This window comes from Janthinobacterium kumbetense (genome assembly GCF_023703445.1).
GTDB classification, from domain to species: Bacteria; Pseudomonadota; Gammaproteobacteria; order Burkholderiales; family Burkholderiaceae_D; genus Janthinobacterium; species Janthinobacterium kumbetense.
Window position 1 is genome coordinate 162107 of record NZ_JAMQGR010000005.1, and the last position, 23525, is coordinate 185631.

The 23525-nt window shown below is 62.3% G+C and carries 22 protein-coding genes; 17 read left to right on the forward strand and 5 right to left on the reverse strand.

Annotation, left to right across the window (positions count from 1 at the left end; genetic code table 11):
* Positions 1–23: 23 nt before the first annotated feature.
* From NCG91_RS16275 to NCG91_RS16295, 5 genes are all read right to left on the reverse strand, one after another.
* Positions 24–350, reverse strand: coding sequence for a hypothetical protein (locus tag NCG91_RS16275; RefSeq protein ID WP_251350423.1), 327 nt, complete (start codon positions 348–350; stop codon positions 24–26).
* 85 nt (positions 351–435) lie between these two features.
* Positions 436–633 (reverse strand): hemin uptake protein HemP, encoded by a 198-nt coding sequence (gene hemP, locus NCG91_RS16280; protein ID WP_034750559.1) that lies wholly within the window; start codon positions 631–633, stop codon positions 436–438.
* A 248-nt stretch (positions 634–881) separates the two neighbouring features.
* Positions 882–1688: a Crp/Fnr family transcriptional regulator gene (locus tag NCG91_RS16285; RefSeq protein WP_035821063.1), complete on the reverse strand. Its 807-nt coding sequence runs from the start codon at positions 1686–1688 to the stop codon at positions 882–884.
* A 339-nt stretch (positions 1689–2027) separates the two neighbouring features.
* A complete protein-coding gene (locus NCG91_RS16290; RefSeq protein WP_034783426.1) occupies positions 2028–2672 on the reverse strand; it encodes a response regulator in 645 nt (214 codons plus the stop codon).
* A gap of 154 nt (positions 2673–2826) precedes the next feature.
* Positions 2827–3294, reverse strand: coding sequence for a universal stress protein (locus NCG91_RS16295; RefSeq protein WP_099666987.1), 468 nt, complete (start codon positions 3292–3294; stop codon positions 2827–2829).
* A 466-nt stretch (positions 3295–3760) separates the two neighbouring features.
* On the opposite strand from NCG91_RS16295, the gene NCG91_RS16300 reads away from it, so the two are divergent.
* The 17 genes from NCG91_RS16300 to purF all read left to right on the forward strand — a co-directional run bounded on the left by NCG91_RS16300 (position 3761) and on the right by purF (position 23524).
* Complete coding sequence (locus NCG91_RS16300; RefSeq protein ID WP_251350424.1) at positions 3761–4627, forward strand: protein phosphatase CheZ; 867 nt, start codon at positions 3761–3763, stop codon at positions 4625–4627.
* Entirely contained in the window at positions 4627–6516 is a 1890-nt protein-coding gene (locus NCG91_RS16305; RefSeq protein ID WP_251350425.1) for a chemotaxis protein CheA, read from the forward strand. The genes NCG91_RS16300 and NCG91_RS16305 overlap by 1 nt, the downstream gene beginning before the upstream one ends.
* Before the next feature lie 279 nt (positions 6517–6795).
* Complete coding sequence (gene leuC, locus NCG91_RS16310; protein ID WP_251350426.1) at positions 6796–8199, forward strand: 3-isopropylmalate dehydratase large subunit; 1404 nt, start codon at positions 6796–6798, stop codon at positions 8197–8199.
* A 122-nt stretch (positions 8200–8321) separates the two neighbouring features.
* Positions 8322–8444, forward strand: coding sequence for an entericidin A/B family lipoprotein (locus NCG91_RS16315; protein ID WP_010400408.1), 123 nt, complete (start codon positions 8322–8324; stop codon positions 8442–8444).
* 51 nt (positions 8445–8495) lie between these two features.
* On the forward strand, positions 8496–9143 hold the full coding sequence (gene leuD / locus NCG91_RS16320; protein WP_251350427.1) for a 3-isopropylmalate dehydratase small subunit: 648 nt from the start codon (positions 8496–8498) through the stop codon (positions 9141–9143).
* A gap of 11 nt (positions 9144–9154) precedes the next feature.
* Entirely contained in the window at positions 9155–10225 is a 1071-nt protein-coding gene (gene leuB, locus NCG91_RS16325) for a 3-isopropylmalate dehydrogenase (protein ID WP_251350428.1), read from the forward strand.
* A 45-nt stretch (positions 10226–10270) separates the two neighbouring features.
* Entirely contained in the window at positions 10271–11398 is a 1128-nt protein-coding gene (gene asd / locus NCG91_RS16330) for an aspartate-semialdehyde dehydrogenase (protein ID WP_251350429.1), read from the forward strand.
* Positions 11399–11648: 250 nt separating this feature from the next.
* Entirely contained in the window at positions 11649–14156 is a 2508-nt protein-coding gene (locus NCG91_RS16335) for a motility hub landmark protein FimV (RefSeq protein WP_285817152.1), read from the forward strand.
* Between the two features lie 146 nt (positions 14157–14302).
* Positions 14303–15133, forward strand: a complete 831-nt coding sequence (gene truA, locus NCG91_RS16340) for a tRNA pseudouridine(38-40) synthase TruA (RefSeq protein WP_180278715.1) — start codon at positions 14303–14305, stop codon at positions 15131–15133.
* Between the two features lie 22 nt (positions 15134–15155).
* On the forward strand, positions 15156–15839 hold the full coding sequence (locus NCG91_RS16345) for a phosphoribosylanthranilate isomerase (protein ID WP_099666996.1): 684 nt from the start codon (positions 15156–15158) through the stop codon (positions 15837–15839).
* A complete protein-coding gene (trpB, locus tag NCG91_RS16350) occupies positions 15832–17082 on the forward strand; it encodes a tryptophan synthase subunit beta (protein ID WP_251350431.1) in 1251 nt (416 codons plus the stop codon). Before NCG91_RS16345 ends, trpB begins: the two co-directional genes overlap by 8 nt.
* Before the next feature lie 94 nt (positions 17083–17176).
* Entirely contained in the window at positions 17177–17974 is a 798-nt protein-coding gene (gene trpA / locus NCG91_RS16355) for a tryptophan synthase subunit alpha (RefSeq protein ID WP_251350432.1), read from the forward strand.
* A 197-nt stretch (positions 17975–18171) separates the two neighbouring features.
* A complete protein-coding gene (gene accD / locus NCG91_RS16360) occupies positions 18172–19044 on the forward strand; it encodes an acetyl-CoA carboxylase, carboxyltransferase subunit beta (RefSeq protein WP_010400390.1) in 873 nt (290 codons plus the stop codon).
* Positions 19045–19145: 101 nt separating this feature from the next.
* Complete coding sequence (gene folC, locus NCG91_RS16365) at positions 19146–20444, forward strand: bifunctional tetrahydrofolate synthase/dihydrofolate synthase (protein ID WP_251350433.1); 1299 nt, start codon at positions 19146–19148, stop codon at positions 20442–20444.
* A 24-nt stretch (positions 20445–20468) separates the two neighbouring features.
* Positions 20469–21452: an SPOR domain-containing protein gene (locus NCG91_RS16370; protein ID WP_251350434.1), complete on the forward strand. Its 984-nt coding sequence runs from the start codon at positions 20469–20471 to the stop codon at positions 21450–21452.
* 20 nt (positions 21453–21472) lie between these two features.
* Positions 21473–21961: a CvpA family protein gene (locus NCG91_RS16375; protein ID WP_251350435.1), complete on the forward strand. Its 489-nt coding sequence runs from the start codon at positions 21473–21475 to the stop codon at positions 21959–21961.
* Between the two features lie 39 nt (positions 21962–22000).
* Positions 22001–23524, forward strand: coding sequence for an amidophosphoribosyltransferase (purF, locus tag NCG91_RS16380; protein ID WP_034783451.1), 1524 nt, complete (start codon positions 22001–22003; stop codon positions 23522–23524).
* Position 23525 lies beyond the last annotated feature (1 nt).

Here is a 23525-nt window from a genome sequence, read left to right on the forward strand (position 1 = left end):
GGCGATGGGGGATGGAAACGAAATTATTGCGGCAGGGGCGAGGCGGGGCGCTTGGCGCTCAGCATGCGTGCCAGGCGCTCAAGCCAGCTGGTCCTGGGTGGCGCGGGCCGGTGCAGCGCCACGAGGGCAGCCCATTGCTGCGACAGTTGCTGGCAGGTCGCTTGCAGCACGGGACCCAGGCCGGGCGAGTTTGACAGCACTTGCAGATGGCGTTCGATGACACCCGCCAGTTTCTCGCAGGGACTGCCCGCATGGTAGTGCGACATCAGGTGCAGCACGGCCGACAGCAGCAGTTCAGGCTGTTGGCCTTGCGGAGGAGGAAACATCGGGGAAGGTCGGTCGTTCGCCATCAAACACTCCTGTGCGGTGGTTTGGCTGGCTGCGCGCACGGGGCGCGACTGGCTGGCGAGTGTGGTGACTGGCTGCCGTGCTGCTTCAGGCAGTCAGGATCAGCTTGTTCAATTGGGTGACGCGCAGGCGATAGATCTTGCCGCTGTGCTCAATCTCCACTTCGCGGCCCTGCTGCAGCAGCGCTTCGCTGGTGATGCGGCGCGCCGGCTGGGCCATGCTGACGGGAGGACGGACGTGGGCGGTAGCGGCATCCTGGATCAAGGCTGGTTTTGAGCTTTGCATGTTGGGCTTTCTTTGTCTCAGTTGAGAATGATTCGTATTTGCATTATTGTTGAATGTGGCCCGAAAAGCAAGGCTTATTTGTGCGGAATCCGCGCTTTTTTACGGTGGGATGGCAGCGTGGGAGCGAGTGCTGCGCAAAGGCGGCCGCTGGCGCGGCGCGGAAGGGGGCGGCAGCAAAAAAGACCCGGCAAGGCAGTGCGCCTTGGCCGGGTCAAGCCTGTGCCAAGCTTGAGGAAATCGGGATGAAGCTAGATGGTGGCCAGCAATTGCGCCGAGGCGCTGGCGGCCGCGGTGGTATCGGCCTTGAGCTTGGCGGCGGCCAGCTGCTTGGCGCGCGAACGCGACGGCGGCAGGCGGCGCAGGGTTTTCAGGGCGTCCGGATCCTTGATGCCGATGGTGCGCTGGTCAACCGTGATCAGGCCGATTTCATTGAAGGCGGACAAGGTGCGGCTGACCGTTTCCAGGGTCAGGCCCAGGTAGCTGCCGATTTCGTGGCGCGTCATGCGCAGGTTGAACAGCTTGCTCGAGTAGCCCATCTGCGCAAAGCGGTCGGCCAGCGAGACGAGGAAGCGCGCCACGCGGGCTTCGGCGCTGAGGGCGCCCAGCATGCCGATCATGGCTTGCTCGCGCACCAGTTCGCGGCTCATCACGCCGTACATGACATTTTCCAGTTCCAGGTGGACACGGCCCAGCGCCGTGAGTTTCTTGAACGGCAGCAGGATCAGGTCGCAGTCGGACAGGGCCACCGCTTCCGAGGAATAGTGGCGCGAGTGGATGCCGTCGACGCCCAGCATGTCGCCCTTCATGGGAAAGCTGAGCACCTGCTCATTGCCGAACTCATCGATGAGCACGGTTTTCAGGAAGCCCGAATTGACGATGTACAGGGTGTCGAACGGCTGGCCGATCGTATGCACGCGCTGGCCCGTCTTGAATTGCACGTGCTGGAACAGCAGTTCGTCGGCGGCGATGGTGCAGGCGCTGGAGATATGCAGCAGGTCGCACACCTCCTTCAGGTTCGACCAGAGCCGGCCCTGGCGCTGGCGTCCCGCTTCCATCGGAGCGGAGGGGGCCAGCGATGGTGAGGCGGCGCGGGTGTCGGGCATTTGCGTGGACAGCATGTTCATCTCCTGGTGACAGGTAGTTCAGAGTTGAATGACGGGGTGCACGGGACGGCGGGCAGGCGTGGGCCGGCGGCGCGCGTTCGGGCAGGTAATGCTCAATTCGCTGAAGACTTGCTGTGTGATGAAATAACTTTCCAGCAACTTGATTACTGGTTTCAGTATGCCAACAAGCGTATGCAATTAATATCAGCAGTGGCTGAATATGGCAGTAGGAGCTGTGGTAGATGAAGTAGGATTGTTCCTACAGTCGACGCGCGGGCGCGCGCCGCCGTATTAGGTCTTGAAGGGGGAGAGCAGGCGGTGCGCCACGGCATACTGGACCATTTCAGACAGCGAACTCATGCCCATCTTTTGCATGATGCGCGTCTTGTGCGTGCTCACCGTCTTGACGCTCAGATGCAGGTTGTTGGCAATTTCCGTGATCGACTTGCCTGCCACCAGCAGGGAAAAGACTTCGAATTCGCGGTCCGACAACTGTTTATGCAGCAAGCTTTCATTCGGCATCATGATGTTGAGCACGAGCTGCTCCGCCACCTCGGCGCTGATGTAGGGACGTCCCGACGCCACCTTGTGGATGGCGCCCACGAGCTGGGTGCCCGCGCTTTCCTTGGTCAGATAGCCTTGCGCGCCGGCGCGGATGGCGCGCACCGCATACTGCTCTTCCTCGTGCATGGTGAGGATCAGGATGGACAGCTTGGGCGCCTCGCTGCGGATTTGCCGGATCAGGTCGACGCCGCTGCGGCCCGGCATCGACAGGTCGAGCAGCAACAGGTCGAAGCCGCCCTGGCGCACATGGTTGAGTACTTCAAAACCGTCGATGGCTTCACCCACGATGTCGATATCCGGCGCGCCGTCAAGGATGCGCTTCAATCCTTCACGCATGATGGTGTGGTCGTCGGCAATCACAATACGTATCATAGGCGGGCAATCTGGTGGCGTGTAATCTGCTCTGTCCGTCACCGGACAATCAAATGTTGAGAAACGAGAAACGTTGTCATTTTAACCGAAGCGGCCGCACTGTGCCTTTTCTTGAGCTGTGCCGGTGCGACGGCCCCCGTGGCCATGTGACCCCTTATTTTGTCGGGGGTTCCTTGATCAGCCTATGTACCAACACGGGCAATTTCGAGTGCGACAGCACCTTGTTGGTCACGCTGCCCAGCAGCAGCTGACCCCAGCCGCTGCGGCCATGCGAACCCATGAAAATCAGGTCGCATTGCTGCAATTGCGCCACTTCCACGATTTTCAGGGCGGGGCTGTCGGAAAAGGCCGTCAATCCCGTCGCTTGCAAGCCCCGCTTGGCAGCCGCGTCGAGCACGGGTTGCCAGTGGTCGGCGCCCGCCTTGCGCATGGCGACGCGGTATTCCTCTTCGCTGGGATAGCTCGGCGGAATGATTTCGATGTACACCGGGTACTGGTACTCGGGCGCCACATACACGGCAAGGATGTCGGCGTGCATTTGTTCGGCAAAGGCAACGCCGGCACAGGCCGTCAAGTTGGAGACGGTGGAGCCGTCCGTGGCGATCAGAATTTTCTTATACATGGCAGGTCCTTTGGCAGTGACTCAGCGCGCGCAACGCCTCTCATTGTAGACGTGGCGGCAGCATTGTATTCATGTAAAGACTTGATAATTATCAATACTACTGCACCTTCAGTATAGACAACATTGGCAGAAAGATCGTGTTTAGCTGCGGCAGGGTCCGCCTGGCGCCGTTGCGCAGGCGCTTGAGAGCAGGATTTCTTGTGTCGCGCGTGGTCTTGCACGCACGCCAATGGTAGTATTTCAAAATACAACAGCAGGAACACTTATTTCCTGGCGGAAAAGCTCTTGCGGACCCGCTTTGCACCAGGAAGCGCGTTTTGAGATTTACCAACAGGGCGGCGCCCTGCTACACTCGCACCATCGCAGCGGTATTGCCTCAAATCATCTTAATCGAGAAATTGTGGGTATCAGTCTGTAAAACGCACAGTTCAGGCGGAATTTTGACAAATTATGGAGAAGCAGGGATATGACCAACGCCGCTGATGATTTCGATGCATTATTCGATGAAGTATCCGCGCAAAGCGCGGCCGCAGCCACGCCGGCACCTGCCGCCGCGCCCGCTCCCGCCGTGATCGCGGATGACGATTTTGACGCGCTGTTCGACTCCGTGTCGGCCAGCGCCGCCGTACCGGCAGCCGCAGCGGCGCCGGTGGCTGCCGCGCCAGCCGCAGCGGAAGCGGCCCCCGTGGCCGGCGCCGACGCGCCTGGCGAAGCGGCCGACCCGGTCGACCAGTCCGACAAGCCGATGTTCGAGCGCCTGGGCGGCATCGTGCGCCTGCTGCACGATTCGCTGCGCGAACTGGGCTACGACAAGGCGTTGACGGAAGCGTCGTCGCAGATCGTCGACGCCCAGGACCGCCTGGAATATGTCGCCACCCTGACGGAACAGGCTGCCAACAAGGTCTTGAACACGCTCGATGAAGGCATGCCGGCGCAGGACGTGCTGTCGAAGAAAGCCAAGGACATGGACGGCCGCTGGACGGCGCTGTTCGACGGCAAGCTGAGCCTGGAAGAATTCAAGGCCCTGGCCGGCGATTCGCGCCAGTTCGCGCAAGCCGTTGCCGAAGCGACGGAAGCGGAGAAAGCACGCTTGCTGGAAATCATGATGGCCCAGGACTTCCAGGACATCACGGGCCAGTTGATCAAAAAAGTGGTCAACATCACCAAGACGGTGGAAAACGAGCTGGCTCAGCTGCTGCGCGACAACGCGCCGGCCGAGGTGCGCGAAAAACTGGCGCAAAAGCCGGTGCCGCTGATGCAGGGCCCGTCCGTGCCGTCGGTGGCGCTGGACCAGGATAATGTAGACGACCTTCTTGCGGATTTGGGATTCTAATGGACGATATGCTCAAGGATTTCGTCGTTGAGGCGATGGATCTTGCGGTTAATGTTGAAGAGCACTTATTGCGCCTCGAGCGTGATCCTGACAACAAGGAAACACTGAATGCCGTGTTTCGTTCCTTCCACACCATCAAGGGTGGCGCCGGTTTCATGGGCCTGCCTGCGCTGGTGGCGGCCTGCCACCTGACGGAAAACCTGTTCGACGCCTTGCGCACGGGCGCCGCGCCCGTGACGCCGATCGCCATCGAGGCGGCGCTGCAAGCGTCCGGTTTCGTGGCCGACCAGCTGACGGAGCTGGCAAATGGCGCCGCGCCGGAAAGCTTGCCGGCCATGCCGGAAGAGCTGGAACACATCCTGACGAACGCCATCGAAGGCAAGGGCATGGACGCGCCTGCGCCTGCCGCCGCCGTGGCGGCGGAAGCGGCCGCGCCTGTTGCCGAGGTCGCTGAAGTGCTTGCGGCCGCGCCTGCCGCTGTCGTGGCCACTGCCAGCGCCGATGGCCTGGACTGGGAAGGCATGTATAACGCCGTCGTGCCCGAGGCCAGCCGCGTGGCTGCCGCACCGGTGTCTGCCGTCGCCGCTGCGCCTGCCGTCGTGGCCGCCGCGCCTGCCGCTGCTGCCGCCGCCAAACCGGCCGCCAAGGCCTGGGATGGCGCCGAACGCCGCGAAGAGCGCCCGGAAGTGCGCCATGCCGCGCCCGTCAAGGAAGACAGCATCCGCGTCGACGCCGTCAAGCTCGACGCCTTGCTGGAAGTGGCCGGCGAATCCGTGCAGGCCGCCAACCAGGCTGCCGTGCTGCTTGAGCGCTTGCTGCAATTCAAATTCGAAGGCCAGGCCGCCACCTTGATGGCGACCCTGGCGGAAACCCTGGAACGCGCTTCGCGTTACTCGACGGAACTGCAGCGGGCCACCCTGGCCACGCGCATGCAGCCCGTCGGCCGCCTGTTCCAGAAATTCCCGCGCCTGGTGCGCGAACTGGCCAAGGATCTGGGCAAGGATGTCGAACTGACCATCGAAGGCGCGGAGACGGAAGTCGACCGCGTGGTGGTCGACAGCCTGTACGATCCGCTCGTGCACATGCTGCGCAACTCGCTCGACCATGGCGTCGAATCACCGGAAGCGCGCCTGGCTGCCGGCAAGCCCGCCAAATCGTATATTTCACTGAAGGCATGGCAGGAAGCCAACAGTGTCATGATCGTGCTGCAGGATGACGGCAAGGGCATGGACCCGGCCTTCCTGCGCAGCAAGGCCCAGCAAAAGGGCTTGATCAGCGAAAACGCGCAATTGAGCAACGACGAATGCTTCCAGCTGGTATTCCTGCCGGGCTTCTCGACCAAGGAAGTCGCCTCCAGCGTCTCAGGGCGCGGCGTGGGCATGGATGTGGTGAAAACGGCCGTGGAGAAAAACCGCGGCGCCATCCACATCGAATCGGCGCTGGGCAAGGGAACGAAGTTCGCCATCCGCCTGCCGATCGAACTGTCGATCGTGCCGACCATGCTCGTGTCGACCTCGGGCGCCGCGCTGGCGTTGCCGATGGCCGTAGTGCAGCGCGTCGTCGAATTGCCGGAAACCTTCATGGAAGTGGGCGGCGCGCCCGTGCTGAAAGACCAGGGCCGTCCATTGCCCGTGCGGTCGCTGGCCGGTTCGCTGGGCTACGAATCGTGCAGCGAACGCGTCGGCATTGTTGTCGCTGCGCCACAGCCGTACATTCTCGCCGTGGAAGCCGTCGATGGCACGGCCGACCTCGTGATCAAGCCGATGACGGCCATCACCGTGGAAGGCATCACGGGCACGGCCCGCTCGGCCGAGGGCGAGCTGGTGCTAGTCGTGGGCCTATCTTTCCTGATGGATGGTTGCAGGGGAAGTGTGCGCATGGCTGCCTAACAACACAGGCCAGTTCACATCCAGCCCGCTGCAGACCTCTGCAGCGGGCTTTTTTTTCGGCTTTTTTCGATTTTTATTCGCCCCGCCGGCATTTTGGCGGATTTTCGTATCAGCAATTTTTTCGTCATATCCGCAAAGCGCGCCAAATTTTGTATCGCCCATCCCACGCTGGGGCGGCTTTTGGTTCTGCATTGCACAATATATGGCATAATCATTGCCGATCCCTCCGATCAGTAGACAGATCACTTAAACACAGGCTGTGGCAACGCTGCATAAATCATGATGAAGACGCTTTACGACAAACTTTGGGAATCCCACGTTGTTCGGGCCGAAGATGATGGCACGACAATTCTGTACATCGACCGGCACCTGCTGCACGAAGTCACCAGCCCGCAAGCCTTCGATGGCCTCAGCGTGGCGGGCCGCCAGCCGTGGCGCATTTCCGCCAACCTGGCCGTGGCCGACCATAACGTGCCCACCACCAGCCGCGTCGACGGCATTGCCGACCCGGTCTCGCGCCTGCAGGTGGAAACCCTGGACAAGAACGCCCGGCACTATGGCTTGACCTACTTCAACATGAACGACAAGCGTCAGGGTATCGTGCATGTGATCGGCCCCGAGCAGGGCGCGACCCTGCCCGGCATGACGGTCGTCTGCGGCGATTCGCACACGTCCACGCACGGCGCGTTCGGCGCGCTGGCGCACGGCATCGGCACGTCCGAAGTGGAACATGTGCTGGCCACGCAAACCTTGTTGCAAAAGAAATCCAAATCCATGCTGGTGCAGGTCGACGGCGCCTTGCCGGCCGGCGTGACGGCGAAAGATATCGTGCTGGCCATCATCGGCAAGATCGGCACGGCCGGCGGCACGGGCTACTGTATCGAGTTCGGCGGCTCGGCCATCCGCGCCCTGTCGATGGAAGGCCGCATGACGGTGTGCAACATGGCCATCGAGGCGGGCGCGCGCGCCGGCATCATCGGCGTGGACGACACCACCATCAATTACGTCAAGGGCCGCCCGTTTTCGCCGGCCGGTCCGCACTGGGAACGCGCCGTGGCCTATTGGCGCACCCTGCATTCCGACCCGGGCGCCCGCTTTGACCTCGTCGTCACCCTGAACGCGCAAGACATCGTGCCGCAGGTGACCTGGGGCACGTCGCCCGAGATGGTGATCGGCGTCGATGGCCGCGTGCCGGACCCCGACCTGGAAAAAGACAGCGTCAAGCGCGATGCGATGGAAAAGGCGCTCGTCTACATGAACCTCAAGCCGAACACGGCCATCGAAGACATCCGCATCGACAAGGTCTTCATCGGTTCCTGCACCAATTCGCGCATCGAGGATTTGCGCGCGGCAGCGGCCGTGGTGCGCGGCAAGTACCGCGCCTCGAACGTCACCCTGGCGCTGGTGGTGCCCGGTTCCGGCCTGGTCAAGGATCAGGCGGAACGCGAGGGACTCGACCGTATCTTCAAGGATGCCGGTTTCGAATGGCGCGAGCCGGGCTGTTCCATGTGCCTGGCCATGAATGCGGACCGTCTGGAGCCGGGCGAGCGCTGCGCGTCCACGTCGAACCGCAACTTCGAAGGCCGGCAAGGGCAGGGCGGGCGTACCCACCTGGTGTCGCCCGCGATGGCGGCCGCGGCAGGTATCGCCGGCCATTTTGTCGACGTGCGGGGCTTGCGATGAATTAGGGGAACTGCGTGGTAACGCAGCCAAATTCCGGGGTCAGACCCGCCGGGTCTGACCCCAGCTTTCAGCTGCTGGTTTACACTAGCGCCATTCATTTCCCTGAAACAAACGAGATCATCATGAAAAAACTCTTCGCCCTCCTCATCGCCACCGTCATCTTGTCTGGCTGCAACACCGTCTCCGGCATCGGCCGCGATGTGCAGAAAGTCGGCCAGGTTGTCACTGGCGCCGGCGGAAAATAAACCGCGACGTGCCGGCGCCCTGCGCCGCGCGTCTTACCGAGTAGAAACAGCATGGATAAATTTACGATTTACGAAGGCCTGGTCGCCCCGCTGGACCGTGCCAACGTCGACACCGACGCGATTATCCCGAAGCAATTCTTGAAATCGATCCACCGCAGCGGCTTCGGCCCCAACCTGTTCGACGAATGGCGCTACCTCGACCATGGCGAACCGGGCCAGGACAATAGCCGCCGCCCGCTGAACCCGGAGTTCGTGCTCAACGAGCCGCGCTACCAGGGTGCCTCGATCTTGCTCACGCGCAAGAATTTCGGCTGCGGTTCCTCGCGCGAACACGCGCCGTGGGCGCTCGATCAATATGGTTTCCGCGCCATTATCGCGCCCTCGTTCGCCGACATTTTCTTCAATAATTGCTACAAGAACGGCTTGCTGCCCATCGTGCTGTCGGAAAGCCAGGTCGAGCACCTGTTCAATGAAGTCAAGGCCTTCCCCGGCTTCAAGCTGGTGGTGGACCTGGAACAGCAATGCGTGCGCACCAGCAATGGTTCCGTATCGTACCCGTTCGAGATCGACGCCTTCCGCAAATATTGCCTGATGAATGGGCTCGACGATATCGGCCTGACCCTGCGCCACGCGGACGATATCCGCGCCTTCGAAGAGCGTCATTTGAACAATCAGCCCTGGCTCGCCAACGTCATCTAATCGATAAAAATATGAAAATTGCAATCTTACCCGGCGACGGCATCGGTCCTGAAATCGTCGCGCAAGCCGTCAAGGTCTTGAATGTGCTGGGCGAATCGTTCGAGCTGGAAAGCGCGCCCGTGGGCGGCGCCGGCTATGCGGCCCATGGCCACCCCTTGCCGGAAGGCACGCTGGCGCTGGCCAAGGCGGCCGATGCCGTGCTGTTTGGCGCCGTGGGCGACTACCAGTACGATAATCTGGAGCGCCAGTTCCGTCCCGAGCAGGCGATTTTGGGCTTGCGCAAGAACCTGGGCCTGTTCGCCAACCTGCGTCCGGCCATTCTGTATCCGGAACTGGCGGGCGCCTCGACCCTGAAGCCGGAAGTGGTGTCCGGCCTGGACATTTTGATCATCCGCGAATTGACGGGCGACATTTATTTCGGCCAGCCCCGCGGCGTGCGCGAGTGCCCGGACGGCCCGTTCAAGGGCCAGCGCGAAGGATTCGACACCATGCGCTATGCGGAAGGCGAAATCCGCCGCATCGCCCACGTGGCTTTCCAGGCGGCGCAAAAGCGCGACAAGCGCCTCACCAGCGTGGACAAGGCGAACGTGCTGGAAACGTTCCAGTTCTGGAAAGACATCGTCATCGACGTGCACAAGGAATATCCGGATGTTGCGCTCGATCATATGTATGTCGATAACGCGGCCATGCAACTGGTGCGGGCGCCGAAGAAATTCGACGTCATGGTGACCGGCAACATGTTCGGCGACATCTTGTCGGACGCGGCCGCCATGTTGACGGGTTCGATCGGCATGCTGCCGTCGGCCTCGCTGGACGCCAACAACAAGGGCTTGTACGAGCCGTCGCACGGTTCGGCGCCCGATATCGCGGGCAAGGGCATCGCCAATCCGCTGGCGACGATCTTGTCGGCCGCCATGATGTTGCGTTATTCGCTGAACCGCGAAGAGCAGGCAAACCGCATCGAGGCAGCCGTGAAGCAGGTGCTGGCGCAGGGCTTGCGCACGGCCGACATCCACGAAGCGGGCACGACTTTGGTCGGTACCGAGGCCATGGGTGATGCAGTTGTAAAAGCACTGGGATAAAATAGTCTAATGACGGCAGTCGCCGTCTCATCTTGAGGAATGGTAATGAAATTAGTTGGCTTGGTAGGTTGGCGCGGTATGGTCGGTTCGGTCCTGATGCAGCGCATGCAGGAAGAGGGCGATTTCGCCCACATCGAACCGGTGTTTTTCACCACCTCGAACACGGGCGGCGCGGCGCCGGCCATGGCGAAGAATGAAACCATCCTCAAGGATGCCAACAACATCGCCGAACTGTCCAAGTGCGACATCATCATTTCCTGCCAGGGCGGCGACTACACGAGCGCTGTCTTCCCGCAGCTGCGCGCAGCGGGCTGGAATGGCTACTGGATCGATGCGGCCTCGACCTTGCGCATGGAAAAGGACGCCGTCATCGTGCTCGATCCCGTCAACCTGCACGTCATCAAGGATGCGCTGGGCAAGGGCGTCAAGAACTACATCGGCGGCAATTGCACCGTGTCGTGCATGATGATGGGCCTGGGCGGCCTGTTCCAGCACGACCTGATCGACTGGATGACGTCGATGACGTACCAGGCGGCATCGGGCGGCGGCGCGCAGCACATGCGCGAACTGCTGACGCAATTCGGCACCATCAACGGTTCCGTCAAGGCGCTGCTGGACAACCCCGCTTCCGCCATCCTGGAAATCGACCGCCAGGTGCTGGCCACCCAGCACGGCTACTCCCCGGATGAAATCAAGCAATTCGGCGCGCCGCTGGCCGGCAACCTGATCCCGTGGATCGACAAGGACCTGGGCAACGGCCAGTCGAAGGAAGAGTGGAAGGCCGGCGCGGAAACCAACAAGATCCTGGGCCGCGGCGTGGACTTTGGCACGAAGGAAATCCCGGTCGACGGCCTGTGCGTGCGCATCGGCGCCATGCGCTGCCATTCGCAAGCCTTGACCATCAAGCTGAAGAAAGACGTGCCGCTCGATGAAATCAACGACATCATCGCCAGCAATAATCAATGGGTCAAGCTGGTTCCGAATACGCGCGAAGCGTCCGTGCGCGACCTGTCGCCGGCCGCCGTCACGGGCAGCCTGACGATTCCCGTCGGCCGCGTGCGCAAGATGAGCATGGGCGGCGAATACCTGTCCGCGTTCACCGTGGGCGACCAATTGCTGTGGGGCGCGGCCGAGCCGCTGCGCCGCATGCTGCGTATTTTGTTGGACGCATAACGGCAATTAATTGCTGATCCAGATCAAGCCGGGGCTGTTTTCCCGGCTTTTTTTTCGTCCTGAGCCCGTCAAGGCTCAACCATGCGGAGCTTGCATAGCTCTGGGCATGATGATATGTTGATACCTCTGGAAAAGTAACAGTTTTCCCATGTCAACTAAGATGCCGCCAACTATGCCTGTACACACTCGTCCCCGGGTCGCCTCCCTTGCCATTAAAACACTCAGCAGCGCTGTCGCCTGTGCGGTGTTATTGTCACCGGCGGTATCCGCAGCCGAGCTGGGCAAGATCACGGTGCTGTCCGCCGCCGGCCAGCCGCTGCGCGCCGAGGTCGAATTATCGGCCGTCAAGCCAGGCGAGGCTTCGAGCCTGCTGGCCAAGCTGGCGCCGCCGGACGCCTACCGCCAGGCCAACGTGGAATTCAATCCCGCCCTGAACGCCTTGACGTTTGCCGTGGAAAACCGCAACGGCAAGTCCTTCATCCGCATCAGCTCGGCGCAACCGGTGGCCGAACCCATGGTCGACCTGCTGCTGGAGCTGAGCAGCAAGAGCGGCCGCCAGGTGCGCGAATATGCGTTCGTGCTCGACACGCCCGAAGCGCGCCAGACGCGCGGCGCGCAAGTGACGGCGCCAGTCGAGCCTGGCAAGGCCAAGCCGGCCGCTGCCGCCGCCGATGCTGCGCCACCAGCCGCGAAAAAGGCGGCAGGCGAATACAAGGTCAAGGCGGGCGACACCCTGAGCCGCATCGCCAGCGAACTGAAGCCATCGGGCGTGTCGCTCGACATGATGCTCGTCGCCCTGTACCGCGCCAATCCCGACGCCTTCAAGGGCGAGAACATGAACCGCATGCAGGCCGGGCGCATCCTGGCCGTGCCGGGTGCGGACACCGTGCGTGCTACCGGCGCGGCCGAAGCGAAGGGCATCGTGACGGCGCACGCCATCGATTTCGACGCCTACCGCAACAAGCTGGCAGGCCAGGTGTCGCAAAGCAAGCCGGCCAAGGCCGCGCAAGCGACGCAAAGCACGGCCGGCAAGATCGGCCCGACCAAGGTGCAGGAAAAACCGACGGCCGTGAGCGAGTCGCAAGACAAGCTGAAGCTGTCGAAAGCGGAGCCGGCGGCCAAGTCGGCCGGCAAGAGCGCCGTCGCCAGCGAAGAAGACAAGATCGCCAAGGCGAAGCAGGTCGATGAAGCGGCCGCCCGCGTCAAGGAACTGGAAAAGAACGTCAGCGACCTGGAAAAGTTGATGGCGGTCAAGAGCAAGGCCATGGTCGACAAGAGCGCCCCGGCGCCCGCCAAGCCGGCCGAGGCCGCTGCCAGCGCAGCGGCAAGCGTATCGGCCAGCGCCGTTGCCAGCGCCGTCGCCAGCGCACCTGCCGAAGCCCAGCCGCCCGTGCCGAAGGCAAAACCGGTGCCGCTGGTGAAAAAGCCATCGCCGCTGGAACCGACCTTCGCCGACAAGATCAGCGACCACCTGGGCGCCATCGGCATCGGTCTGGCCGCGTTGCTGGCCGCCGTGGCCGCGCTGGTGATCGCGCGCCGCCGCAAGGAGACGCCGCCGCCCGCCGAAGATATCGCCCCCGTGTTCGAGCCGGAAGCGCCAGTGGCGCCGCCGGCCGGCCTGGCGCCGGAAGATCAGCAATCCGAAGCGAGCAACCACCTGTTCGGCACGGGCGCCGCCGCTGCCGGCGTGGCCGCTGCAGCGGGCGCCAGCATGCTCGACGCGAATGAAACGGACCCCGTCGCCGAAGCGGACGTGTATATCGCCTACGGCCGCGATGGCCAGGCGGAAGATATCCTCAAGGAAGCCTTGCGCATCCACCCCGAGCGCCATGCCGCCCGCTTGAAGTTGCTGGAAATCTATTCGGCCCGCAACGACGTGCGCGCGTTTGAAGACCAGGCCAGCGAGCTGTACAGCCTGACGCGCGGCCAGGGCGAAGAGTGGCCGCAGGCGGCCGCGCTGGGCCTGGCGCTCGACCCTGCTAATCCCCTGTATGGCGATACGGAAGACGACGCCGTCGTCAGCCTGAGCAAGGCTGCCGGCGACGACTTGCATGGCCAGAGCATGGACTTGCCTGACGATTTGTCTACTCCTGCGCCGCTGGCCGACCTGGCTCCGGCCGAACCGGTGTCTTCCGTGGCGGCCCGCGATGCGCGCGATCCGCTCGATTTCGACCTCGACAGCCTCGATTTCGAACCCGTTTCCACCAGCGACCCGATCGTCATGCCGGGGCCGGACAGCAAGCCTGTTTCTGCCGCGCAGGATGCGCACGATGTGCACTATGACGCCAGCATGGATTTCGGCCTGGACCTGGAGCCGCCAGCCGGTCCCGTGAACGGCGTGGGTGCCGGCTTGACGCCGTTGCCTGATCCGCTGAAGGATGTCGACCTGGCCCATTTCGACCTTGACGAGCCTGTCGCGCCCGCTGCCGCGCCGGTGGCGGCGGCCGAGCCTTCCATCGATAGCCTGTTTGACGATGCGCAAACGCCCGCCACCTTGCCGGAAGCCATACCGCCGGCGCAGGAATTCGACCTGTCCGGCATCGACCTGGACCTCAACGATGGCAAGACGGCCAGCGTGGGCGTCGACGACCCGCTGTCGGCCATCCACATGGAAATGGATACCAAGCTGGACCTGGCGATCGCTTACCAGGAAATCGGCGACAAGGAAGGCGCGCGCGAGCTGATCGATGAAGTCATCAAGGGCGGCAGCGAAGAGCAGGTGAAGAAAGCGAATACCATGAGAGCTTTGCTGAGCTAAGCACCTGATACGACGTCCATGGCTGCGTTGCACGGTCTCGCCGTACTATTCGTACTGTCTTCGACCGCGCGCCTTGCCCTGAACGCCGTCTCAGGCGCTTGTGTGGCCGGAAGGCGGGGCCGCCTTTGCGCCGGTATAATGCTTCGATGCAAAATATTACGACAGCAACGCCATTGAAGCGTATCGTCCTCGGCCTGCAATACGACGGCACGGCCTGGCACGGATACCAGAAGCAGGAAGACGGGCAGACGGTGCAGGACCAGCTGGAAAACGCGCTGGAACAGTTTGCCCGCGTGCGCCTGGCCACCACCTGCGCCGGCCGCACGGATACGGGCGTGCATGCGCTCGAGCAAGTCGTGCATTTCGATACGGAATTGAACCGCGACGTGCACTCGTGGGTGCGCGGCGTCAACGCCTTCCTGCCGAAATCCATCGCCGTGCGCTGGGCCAAGGAACTCGAAGGCGATCCGACGGTCAATGACTTCTTCCACGCCCGTTTCAGCGCGCGCGCACGCACCTATCATTATGTGTTGTACAACAACGCTACCCGTTCGCCGCTGGTGGAAGGCCGTGCCGGTTTCTTTTTCCGTCCGCTGGACGTGGAACTGATGCGCCAGGCCGTGCAGCCGCTGCTGGGCTGGCACGATTTCACGGCCTTCCGTGCCGCGCAATGCCAGGCCAAGTCGCCTGTCAAGCTGATGCATGACATCCGCATCGAGCGGCGCGGCGATTGCGTGATTTTTACGATTACGGCCAATGCCTTCCTGCACCACATGGTGCGCAACCTGGTCGGTTCGCTCGTCTACATCGGCACGGGACGCGAAAAACCGGACTGGCTCGGGCACTTGCTTGAAAGCCGTGACCGTCATGCGGCTGCGCCCACCTTCATGCCGGACGGCCTGTACCTGGCGCAGATCGATTACGATCCGAAATGGGCCTTGCCGCAAGACAGCAGCAGCGCCTTGCCCTGGTTTTGATCTGCATCAATAAAGGATAGCCATGCCTCGCACACGCATCAAGATCTGCGGCCTGACCCGCGCCGAAGACATCCAGGCCGTCGTGGCGGCGGGCGCCGACGCCATCGGCTTCGTGTTTTATCCGAAAAGCCCCCGTTACGTCACGCCGCAGCAGGCAGCCAGCCTGATCGCCGCCATGCCGCCGTACGTGACGACAGTGGGCCTGTTCGTCAATGCCACGCTGGAAGAAGTGCAGGCGACAAAGGCCGTGGCGCCATTGTCCCTGCTGCAATTTCATGGCGATGAGACGCCCGAACACAGCGCGGCGCTGGCTGGCGCCGTGAATACGCCGTTTACGCAAGTGTTCCGCGTCAAACCCGACACCTCCTTTGAAGATTTGCTAGAATACGAACAGCGCTATCGCGCCGCCAGTCCCTTGTTTTCGAGTCTCTTGCTCGATACCTATGTGGATGCCTACGGTGGTGCAGGAAAGGTATTTGATTGGTCCCTCATTCCAAAAGAACTCGCGCCTCGGGTCGTTTTAAGTGGTGGCTTGAGCGTACAAAACGCGACTGACGCAGTGGTGCGCGTGCGCCCTTACGCCGTCGACATCAGCAGTGGTGTCGAAGCGTCCAAGGGCATCAAGGACGCGTCCCGTGTCCGCGCGTTTATCGCCGCGGTGCAGGATGCCGATGCCATCATTGCCAGAGGAAACAACCATGAATGACCACACCACCGCGCCCGGCGCAGCCGCCGCATTGTTCCACGCCGCCGATTACCCGTTTCCCGACCCGCGCGGCCACTTCGGCCCGTACGGCGGTTCCTTCGTTGCCGAAACGCTCACGCATGCGCTGGCCGAGCTGAAGGAAGCCTACGCCCGCTACAGCGTCGATCCCGAATTCCTCGAAGAATTCCGCTACGAGCTGAAGCATTTCGTCGGCCGTCCGTCGCCGATCTACCACGCCAAGCGCTGGTCCGAGATGGCCGGCGGCGCGCAAATCTACTTCAAGCGCGAAGACTTGAACCACACGGGCGCGCACAAGATCAATAACGTCATCGGCCAGGCCCTGCTGGCCAAGCGCATGGGCAAGCCGCGCATCATCGCCGAGACGGGCGCGGGCCAGCATGGCGTGGCCACGGCCACCATCTGCGCCCGCTTCGGCCTCGAATGCGTGGTCTACATGGGCAGCGAAGACGTCAAGCGCCAGGCGCAGAATGTGTACCGCATGAAATTGCTGGGCGCCACCGTCGTGCCCGTCGAATCCGGCTCCAAGACCCTCAAGGATGCGCTGAACGAAGCCATGCGCGACTGGGTCACGAATATCGAAAACACCTTTTATATCATCGGCACCGTGGCCGGCCCCCATCCGTATCCGATGATGGTGCGCGACTTCCAGTCCGTGATCGGCGAGGAATGCCTGGTGCAGATGCCGGAAATGACGGGCCGTCAGCCCGACTACGTGCTGGCCTGCATCGGCGGCGGCTCGAACGCCATGGGCATCTTTTACCCGTATATCGACCAGAAAGACGTGAAACTGATCGGCGTGGAAGCGGCCGGCGAAGGCCTGGACACGGGCAAGCACTCGGCCTCGCTGACGGCCGGTTTCCCGGGCGTGCTGCACGGCAACCGCACCTACCTGCTGCAGGATGAAAACGGCCAGATCATCGAGACGCATTCCGTCTCGGCCGGCCTCGACTATCCCGGCGTAGGCCCGGAACATGCGTGGCTGAAAGATTCGGGCCGCGCGCAGTATGTGTCGATCACGGATGAGGAAGCGCTGCAGGCGTTCCACGATTGTTGCCATATCGAAGGCATCATCCCGGCCCTGGAATCGTCGCATGCGCTGGCCTACGCGGCCAAACTGGCGGCCACCTTGCCGAAAGATAAAATTGTACTGGCCAACCTGTCGGGCCGCGGCGACAAGGACATGCATACCGTGGCGGAACGCATGGGACTCAATTTCAACTAACAGCGTGTCAACGGGGTCAGACCCGCCGGGTCTGACCCCAGCCTTTGCTTTGGGTTGAAATCATTCCATCTATCCATCATTAAGAAAGCTCATCATGTCCCGTATCTCCGCCACCTTTGCCAACTTAAAATCCAACAACAAGACCGCCCTGGTCACCTTCATTACCGCCGGCGACCCCGGCCCCGACGCCACCGTGCCCCTGATGCACGCGCTCGTCGAGGGCGGCGCCGACGTGCTGGAACTGGGCGTGCCGTTTTCCGACCCCATGGCCGAAGGCCCCGTCATCCAGCGTGCCTGCGAACGGGCCTTGAAATTCAATGTCGGCATCCACGACGTGTTCGGCTATGTGCGCCAGTTCCGCGAAACGAACCAGACGACGCCCGTGGTGCTGATGGGCTATGCGAATCCCATCGAGCGCATCGGCAGCGCCGCATTTATTGATGCAGCGCAAGCGGCCGGCGCGGACGGCGCCATCGTCGTCGACTATCCGCCGGAAGAGTGCGAGGAATTCGCGGCCGCCATGCGCGCGGCGGGCCTGGACCTGATCTTCCTGCTGGCGCCTACCTCGACCGAAGAGCGCATCGCGCAAGTGGCCAAGGTTGGCGGCGGCTTCAGCTATTATGTGTCGCTGAAGGGCGTCACGGGTGCCGGCAACATTGATACGGAACAGGTGGCAGAGCGCCTCGCGGCCATCCGCCAGCATGTAAAATTGCCTATCGGCGTGGGCTTCGGCATCCGCGATGGGGCCACGGCCAAGGCCGTTGCCAAGGTGGCCGATGCCGTCGTGATCGGCAGCCGCATCATCCAGGAGATTGAAAATGCCCCGGAAGGCGGCGCCGTCGACGCCGTGCGCAGCTTTACGGCAGGCATCCGCGCCGCACTGGACGCCTGAGCAAGCTTGCCGTTTACGCAATATGCGTTGGCGGCAAAGTTCGACAGCCCGGCGATAAACGGCTACACTTCGGCCACTGATTTGCCTGTTATTGTGCAATAGATAAAATTTTTGGTGGCGCCCTGCGGGACGTCGCCGTTTACCGTCTGCCGGGGGCGTCCACCGACGCTACCCCTACAAGGGCCCAAGGAGAAAATATGAGTTGGTTGGAAAAACTGCTGCCACCGCGCATACAGCGTTCTGATGCTGCCGCGCGCAAGACCATGCCGGAAGGCCTGTGGGTCAAATGCCCGTCGTGCGAAGCCGTGCTGTACCGTACGGACCTGGAATCGAATTTGCACGTGTGCCCGAAATGCGATCACCACATGCGCATCCGGGCGCGTGAGCGCCTCGACAGCCTGCTCGACGCTGGCGGCCGCTATGAAATCGGCCAGGAAATCCTGCCTGTCGATACCTTGAAGTTCAAGGATAGCAAGAAATACCCGGACCGCCTGAAATCCGCCATGGAAGCGACGGGCGAGACGGATGCGATGGTCGTCATGGGCGGCGCCATCATGAGCCTGCCGGTTGTCGTGGCGTGCTTCGAATTCGAATTCATGGGCGGCTCCATGGGCTCCGTCGTGGGCGAGCGCTTCGTGCGCGGCGCGCAAATCGCGCTGGAACAGAAAGTGCCGTTCATTTGCATCACCGCCACCGGTGGCGCGCGCATGCAGGAAGGCTTGCTGTCCCTGATGCAGATGGCGAAAACCACGGCCATGCTGACCAAGCTGTCGGAAAAGAAATTGCCATTCATCAGCGTGCTGACCGACCCGACCATGGGCGGCGTGTCCGCCTCGTTCGCCTTCATGGGCGACGTGGTCATTGCTGAACCGAAAGCGCTGATCGGCTTTGCCGGCCCCCGCGTGATTGAAAACACCGTGCGCGAAAAACTGCCGGAAGGCTTCCAGCGCGCCGAGTTCCTCGTCACCAAGGGCGCCGTCGACATGATCGTCGACCGCCGCAAGATGCGCGAAGAAATCGCCCGTCTGCTGGCCTTGTTGCAAAACCAGGCCGTCGAAGTCTTGGCGTAACGCCAACGTAACAGGCCGGGCGGCGTCCGCAGGACACGCCCGGTTGCCACGCCACACCATCTCCGCGCCTCGCGCACTGTCTCCTCATCAAGAAGTCTCCCATGCACAAGCTCCCCACCACCTTGCCGGACTGGCTCGCCATGCTGGAAACCCGCCATTCGGAAACCCAGATCAATATGGGCCTGGACCGCGTGCAAGCCGTCAAGGCGCGCATGCAGCTGGCGTTTACTTGCCCCGTGATCATGGTGGCGGGCACGAATGGCAAGGGCTCCACCTGCGCCATGCTGGAATCCGTGCTGTTGCGTGCCGGCTACAAAGTGGGGCTGTACATCAAGCCGCACTTTCTCGATTTTAACGAGCGCGCCCGCGTGCTGGGCGAGATGGCCAGCGACGAACAGATCGTCGCCAGCTTCAATGCCGTCGAGGCCGTGCGGGGCGACACGCCGCTCACGTATTTCGAATTCACCACCCTGGCCATCCTGCACCTGCTGTCGCAGGCCAAGCTGGACGTGGCCATCCTGGAAGTGGGTCTGGGCGGGCGCCTCGACGCCGTCAACGTGATCGATGCGGACGTGGCCATCGTCACCAGCGTCGATATCGACCACACGGATTACCTGGGCGATACGCGCGAAGCGATCGGCTTTGAAAAGGCGGGCATCTTCCGCCCAGGCAAGGCAGCCATCTGCAGCGACCCCGTACCGCCCCAGTCGCTGATCGACCATGCCGAGGCCATCGGCGCCGACCTGTGGCTGATGGGCCGCGATTTCAACTATTCGGGCGACAAGCAGCAGTGGAACTACGGCGGGCGCGAGCAGCGCCGCAATTCGCTCGCGTATCCGAGCTTGCGTGGCGCCAACCAGATCCTCAACGCGACGGCCGTGCTGGCCGCGCTGGAAGTGCTGAAGCTGAAACTGCCCGTGGGCGCGCAGGAAGTGCGCACGGGCCTCGTGACGGTGGAGCTGCCGGGCCGCTTCCAGGTCTTGCCTGGCCGCCCCAGCGTGATCCTTGATGTAGCGCATAACCCCCATGCGGCGTCGGCGCTGAACCAGAACCTGGGCAATATGGGTTTCCACCCGTACACCTATGCCGTGTTCGGCTCCATGCTGGACAAGGATATCGATGGCGTATTGGCCGCGATGAGCGAACACGTCGACCACTGGTGCCTGACGGGCTTGCCTTCGCCGCGCGCGGCCACGGCGTCCGAGCTGGCCGCCAAGGTGCAAATCATGTTGGAAGATAAGCCCGACAGCAGCGAGCATACTGTATCTATTTTCGATGATCCGGCACAAGCTTTTGCAAATGCAATGAGCCGGGCCGGTGAGAATGATAGAATTGTGGTCTTTGGTTCTTTCCTCACCGTTGCCGGCGTGATGAAGGCCCGAAAATCCTCACTTCACTGAAACGCACTCGACTGAAAATCACGCATGGGCTTGTTCTCGAAACTGTTTAAAAACAAGCAAGAATCCTCTGGCGAAGACAGCGGCTTTTATGTCCCTGGCGAAGCACAGTCGCCGACCCGCAAACGCGCCGCCAACACCTCCGGTGGCGGCGGATCGCGCCGTGGCGGCAAGGAAGCGCCGGATCCGGTCTTGCCTGAAAAAAAGCGCGCACGCCGCCGCCTGGTCGGGGCCATTGCCCTGGCCCTGGGCGTAGCTGTCGGCTTGCCGATGCTGCTCGACTCCGAGCCGAAGGCGCCGTTCAACGATATCGCCATCGATATTCCGTCGAAGGAAAAGGCCGTAGCGCCTGCACCGGCGCCCGTGCCGGCCGTTCCGGTCCGGGCCGCATCGAATGGCCTGGACCAGTCCGAGGAGATCGTCGACGCGCCGCTGCCGCCTGCGGCCAAGCCGACGCCTGCACCGGCACCCGTGCTGGCCGCCGTCCAGCCTGCGCCGGTCAAGCCAGCCTACGTGGAACCGAAACCCGAGCCCAAGCCGGTCAAGGTGGAGCCAAAACCGGAACCGAAGCACGAAACCAAGCCGGAACCCAAGGCCGAGCCGAAACACGAGTCCAAGCCTGAGCCCAAGCATGAAGTAAAACCGGAAGCCAAGCCTGAGACTAAGCCTGCCAAGCCGGCGCAATCGGCCGACGATGCCGCGCGCGCGCTGGCCATCCTGGAAGGCAAGCCGCAGGACAAGCCGCAAGAGAAGGTGCAGGACAAGGCGCACGACGCCGGCAGCGGCAAGTTCGTGGTGCAGGTGGCGGCGCTGGCGACGCAGGACAAGGTTGACGAATTGCAGGACAAGCTGCGCGAAGCGGGCATCAAGTCGTACACGCAGAAAGTCTCCAGCCCGGCGGGCGAACGCATCCGCGTGCGCGTGGGACCGTTCGGCAGCCGCGAAGACGCCGAAAAGACCCGCGCCAAGCTGCAAAAGCTGGGCCTGGGCGGCAGCCTGGTACCGGCGTGATGTTGCAAGGCTGAACGGGCGTGACGATCTTCGATTACCTGGTGCTGTTCGTGCTGGTGACGTCCGTGCTGATCAGCATGATGCGCGGCCTGGTCAAGGAAATACTGTCATTGGTCAGCTGGGTCGTGGCTTTTGTCATTGCCAATGCCTATGGCGCCACGTTGGCGAAATTCCTGCCGGAAGCCGTGCCGGGCGAAGCCATCCGATTGTTGCTGGCCTTCGTGGTGCTGTTCATCGGTGTGCGCATTTTGATGGGATTGCTGTCCATGACGGTCGACGCGCTGGTCAAGGTGACGGGACTGAGCCTGGCCGACCGCACTCTGGGCAGCCTGTTCGGCGTGGCGCGGGGCCTTGTGATCGTGCTGACCGCCGTCATCTTGTGTGGCATGACGTCCATACCGCAGCAGCCATTCTGGAAAAACGCGCAGCTCAGCCCGCTCGCGGAACAGGGCGCGCGCGCCATCAAGCCTTATCTGCCTGCCGCTTACGCGCAGCATGTGAAATTTTGAATTTTTTTTAAAATCAGTAGCACAGTTTAGGAGCACACCATGTGTGGCATCGTCGGCGTCGTTTCCCATCAACCTGTCAATCAATTGCTCTATGATGCATTGTTGCTCCTGCAACATCGCGGTCAGGACGCGGCAGGGATTGCGACCAATCACAGCAGTATGTTTTCCATGCACAAGGCCAATGGCCTCGTGCGTGACGTCTTCCGTACGCGCAACATGCGTTCGCTGCAAGGCACGACGGGCATCGGCCATTGCCGCTACCCGACGGCCGGTTCGTCGAGCGAAGAGGAAGCACAACCGTTCTATGTGAATGCGCCGTTCGGCATCACCTTGGCGCACAATGGCAACCTGACCAACTGGGAACAGTTGAAGCTGGAAATGTTCAAGAACGACCGCCGCCACATCAATACCGATTCCGATTCGGAAGTGCTGCTCAACGTGCTGGCGCATGAAATCCAGGAAGCGACGACGGGCCTGAACCTGGACCCGGAAGCCATCTTCAAGGCTGTCACCGTGCTGAACCGCCGCGTCAAGGGCGGCTACGCCGCCGTGGCGCAAATCGCCGGCGTGGGCTTGCTGGCCTTCCGCGACCCGCACGGCATCCGTCCGCTGTGCCTGGGCATCAATGAAACGGAGCAAGGTCCCGAATACCTGATCGCTTCCGAATCCGTGGCCCTGGAAGGCATGGGCTTCCGCTTCGTGCGCGATATCGGTCCCGGCGAAGCCGTCTTCATCGATGCTGACAAGCAATTGCACAGCGCCCAGTGCGCCGACAATGCCAGCCTGAACCCGTGCGTATTCGAGTTCGTCTACCTGGCCCGTCCCGATTCCGTCATCGACGGCGCCTCCGTGTACGCCACGCGCCTGAAAATGGGCGAGTACCTGGCCGAAAAGATCCGCGCTGAATTGCCTGGCGTACATATCGACGTGGTCATGCCGATTCCCGATTCCTCGCGTCCGGCCGCCATCCAGCTGGCCATGGCGCTGAACATCGAGTACCGCGAAGGCTTCATCAAGAACCGCTACATCGGCCGCACCTTCATCATGCCGGGCCAGGCGGCGCGCAAGAAATCCGTGCGCCAGAAGCTCAACGCGATCCCGTCCGAATTCAAGGATAAAGTGGTGCTGCTGGTCGACGATTCCATCGTGCGCGGCACCACCAGCCGTGAAATCGTGCAGATGGCGCGCGAAGCGGGCGCGACGAAGGTCATCTTCGCTTCGGCCGCACCACCGGTGATCTACCCGAACGTGTACGGCATCGACATGCCGACGCGCGACGAACTGATCGCCTACGGCCGCACGACGGAAGAAGTGTGCCGCGAAATCACGGCCGACTACCTCGTGTACCAGGATATCGGCGCGCTGAAACAGGCCATCGCCGACGTCAACCCGGCCCTGACCAACTTCGAGGCTTCGTGCTTCGATGGCGTGTACGTGACGGGCGACGTGTCGCAGGAATACCTGGACCGCCTGGAATATGCGCGCCACCATCCGAAGGCGGCAGCGCCCGAAGATACGCCGCGTTCCCAGCTGAACCTGAACCTGGCGACAACAGAAGCATAAG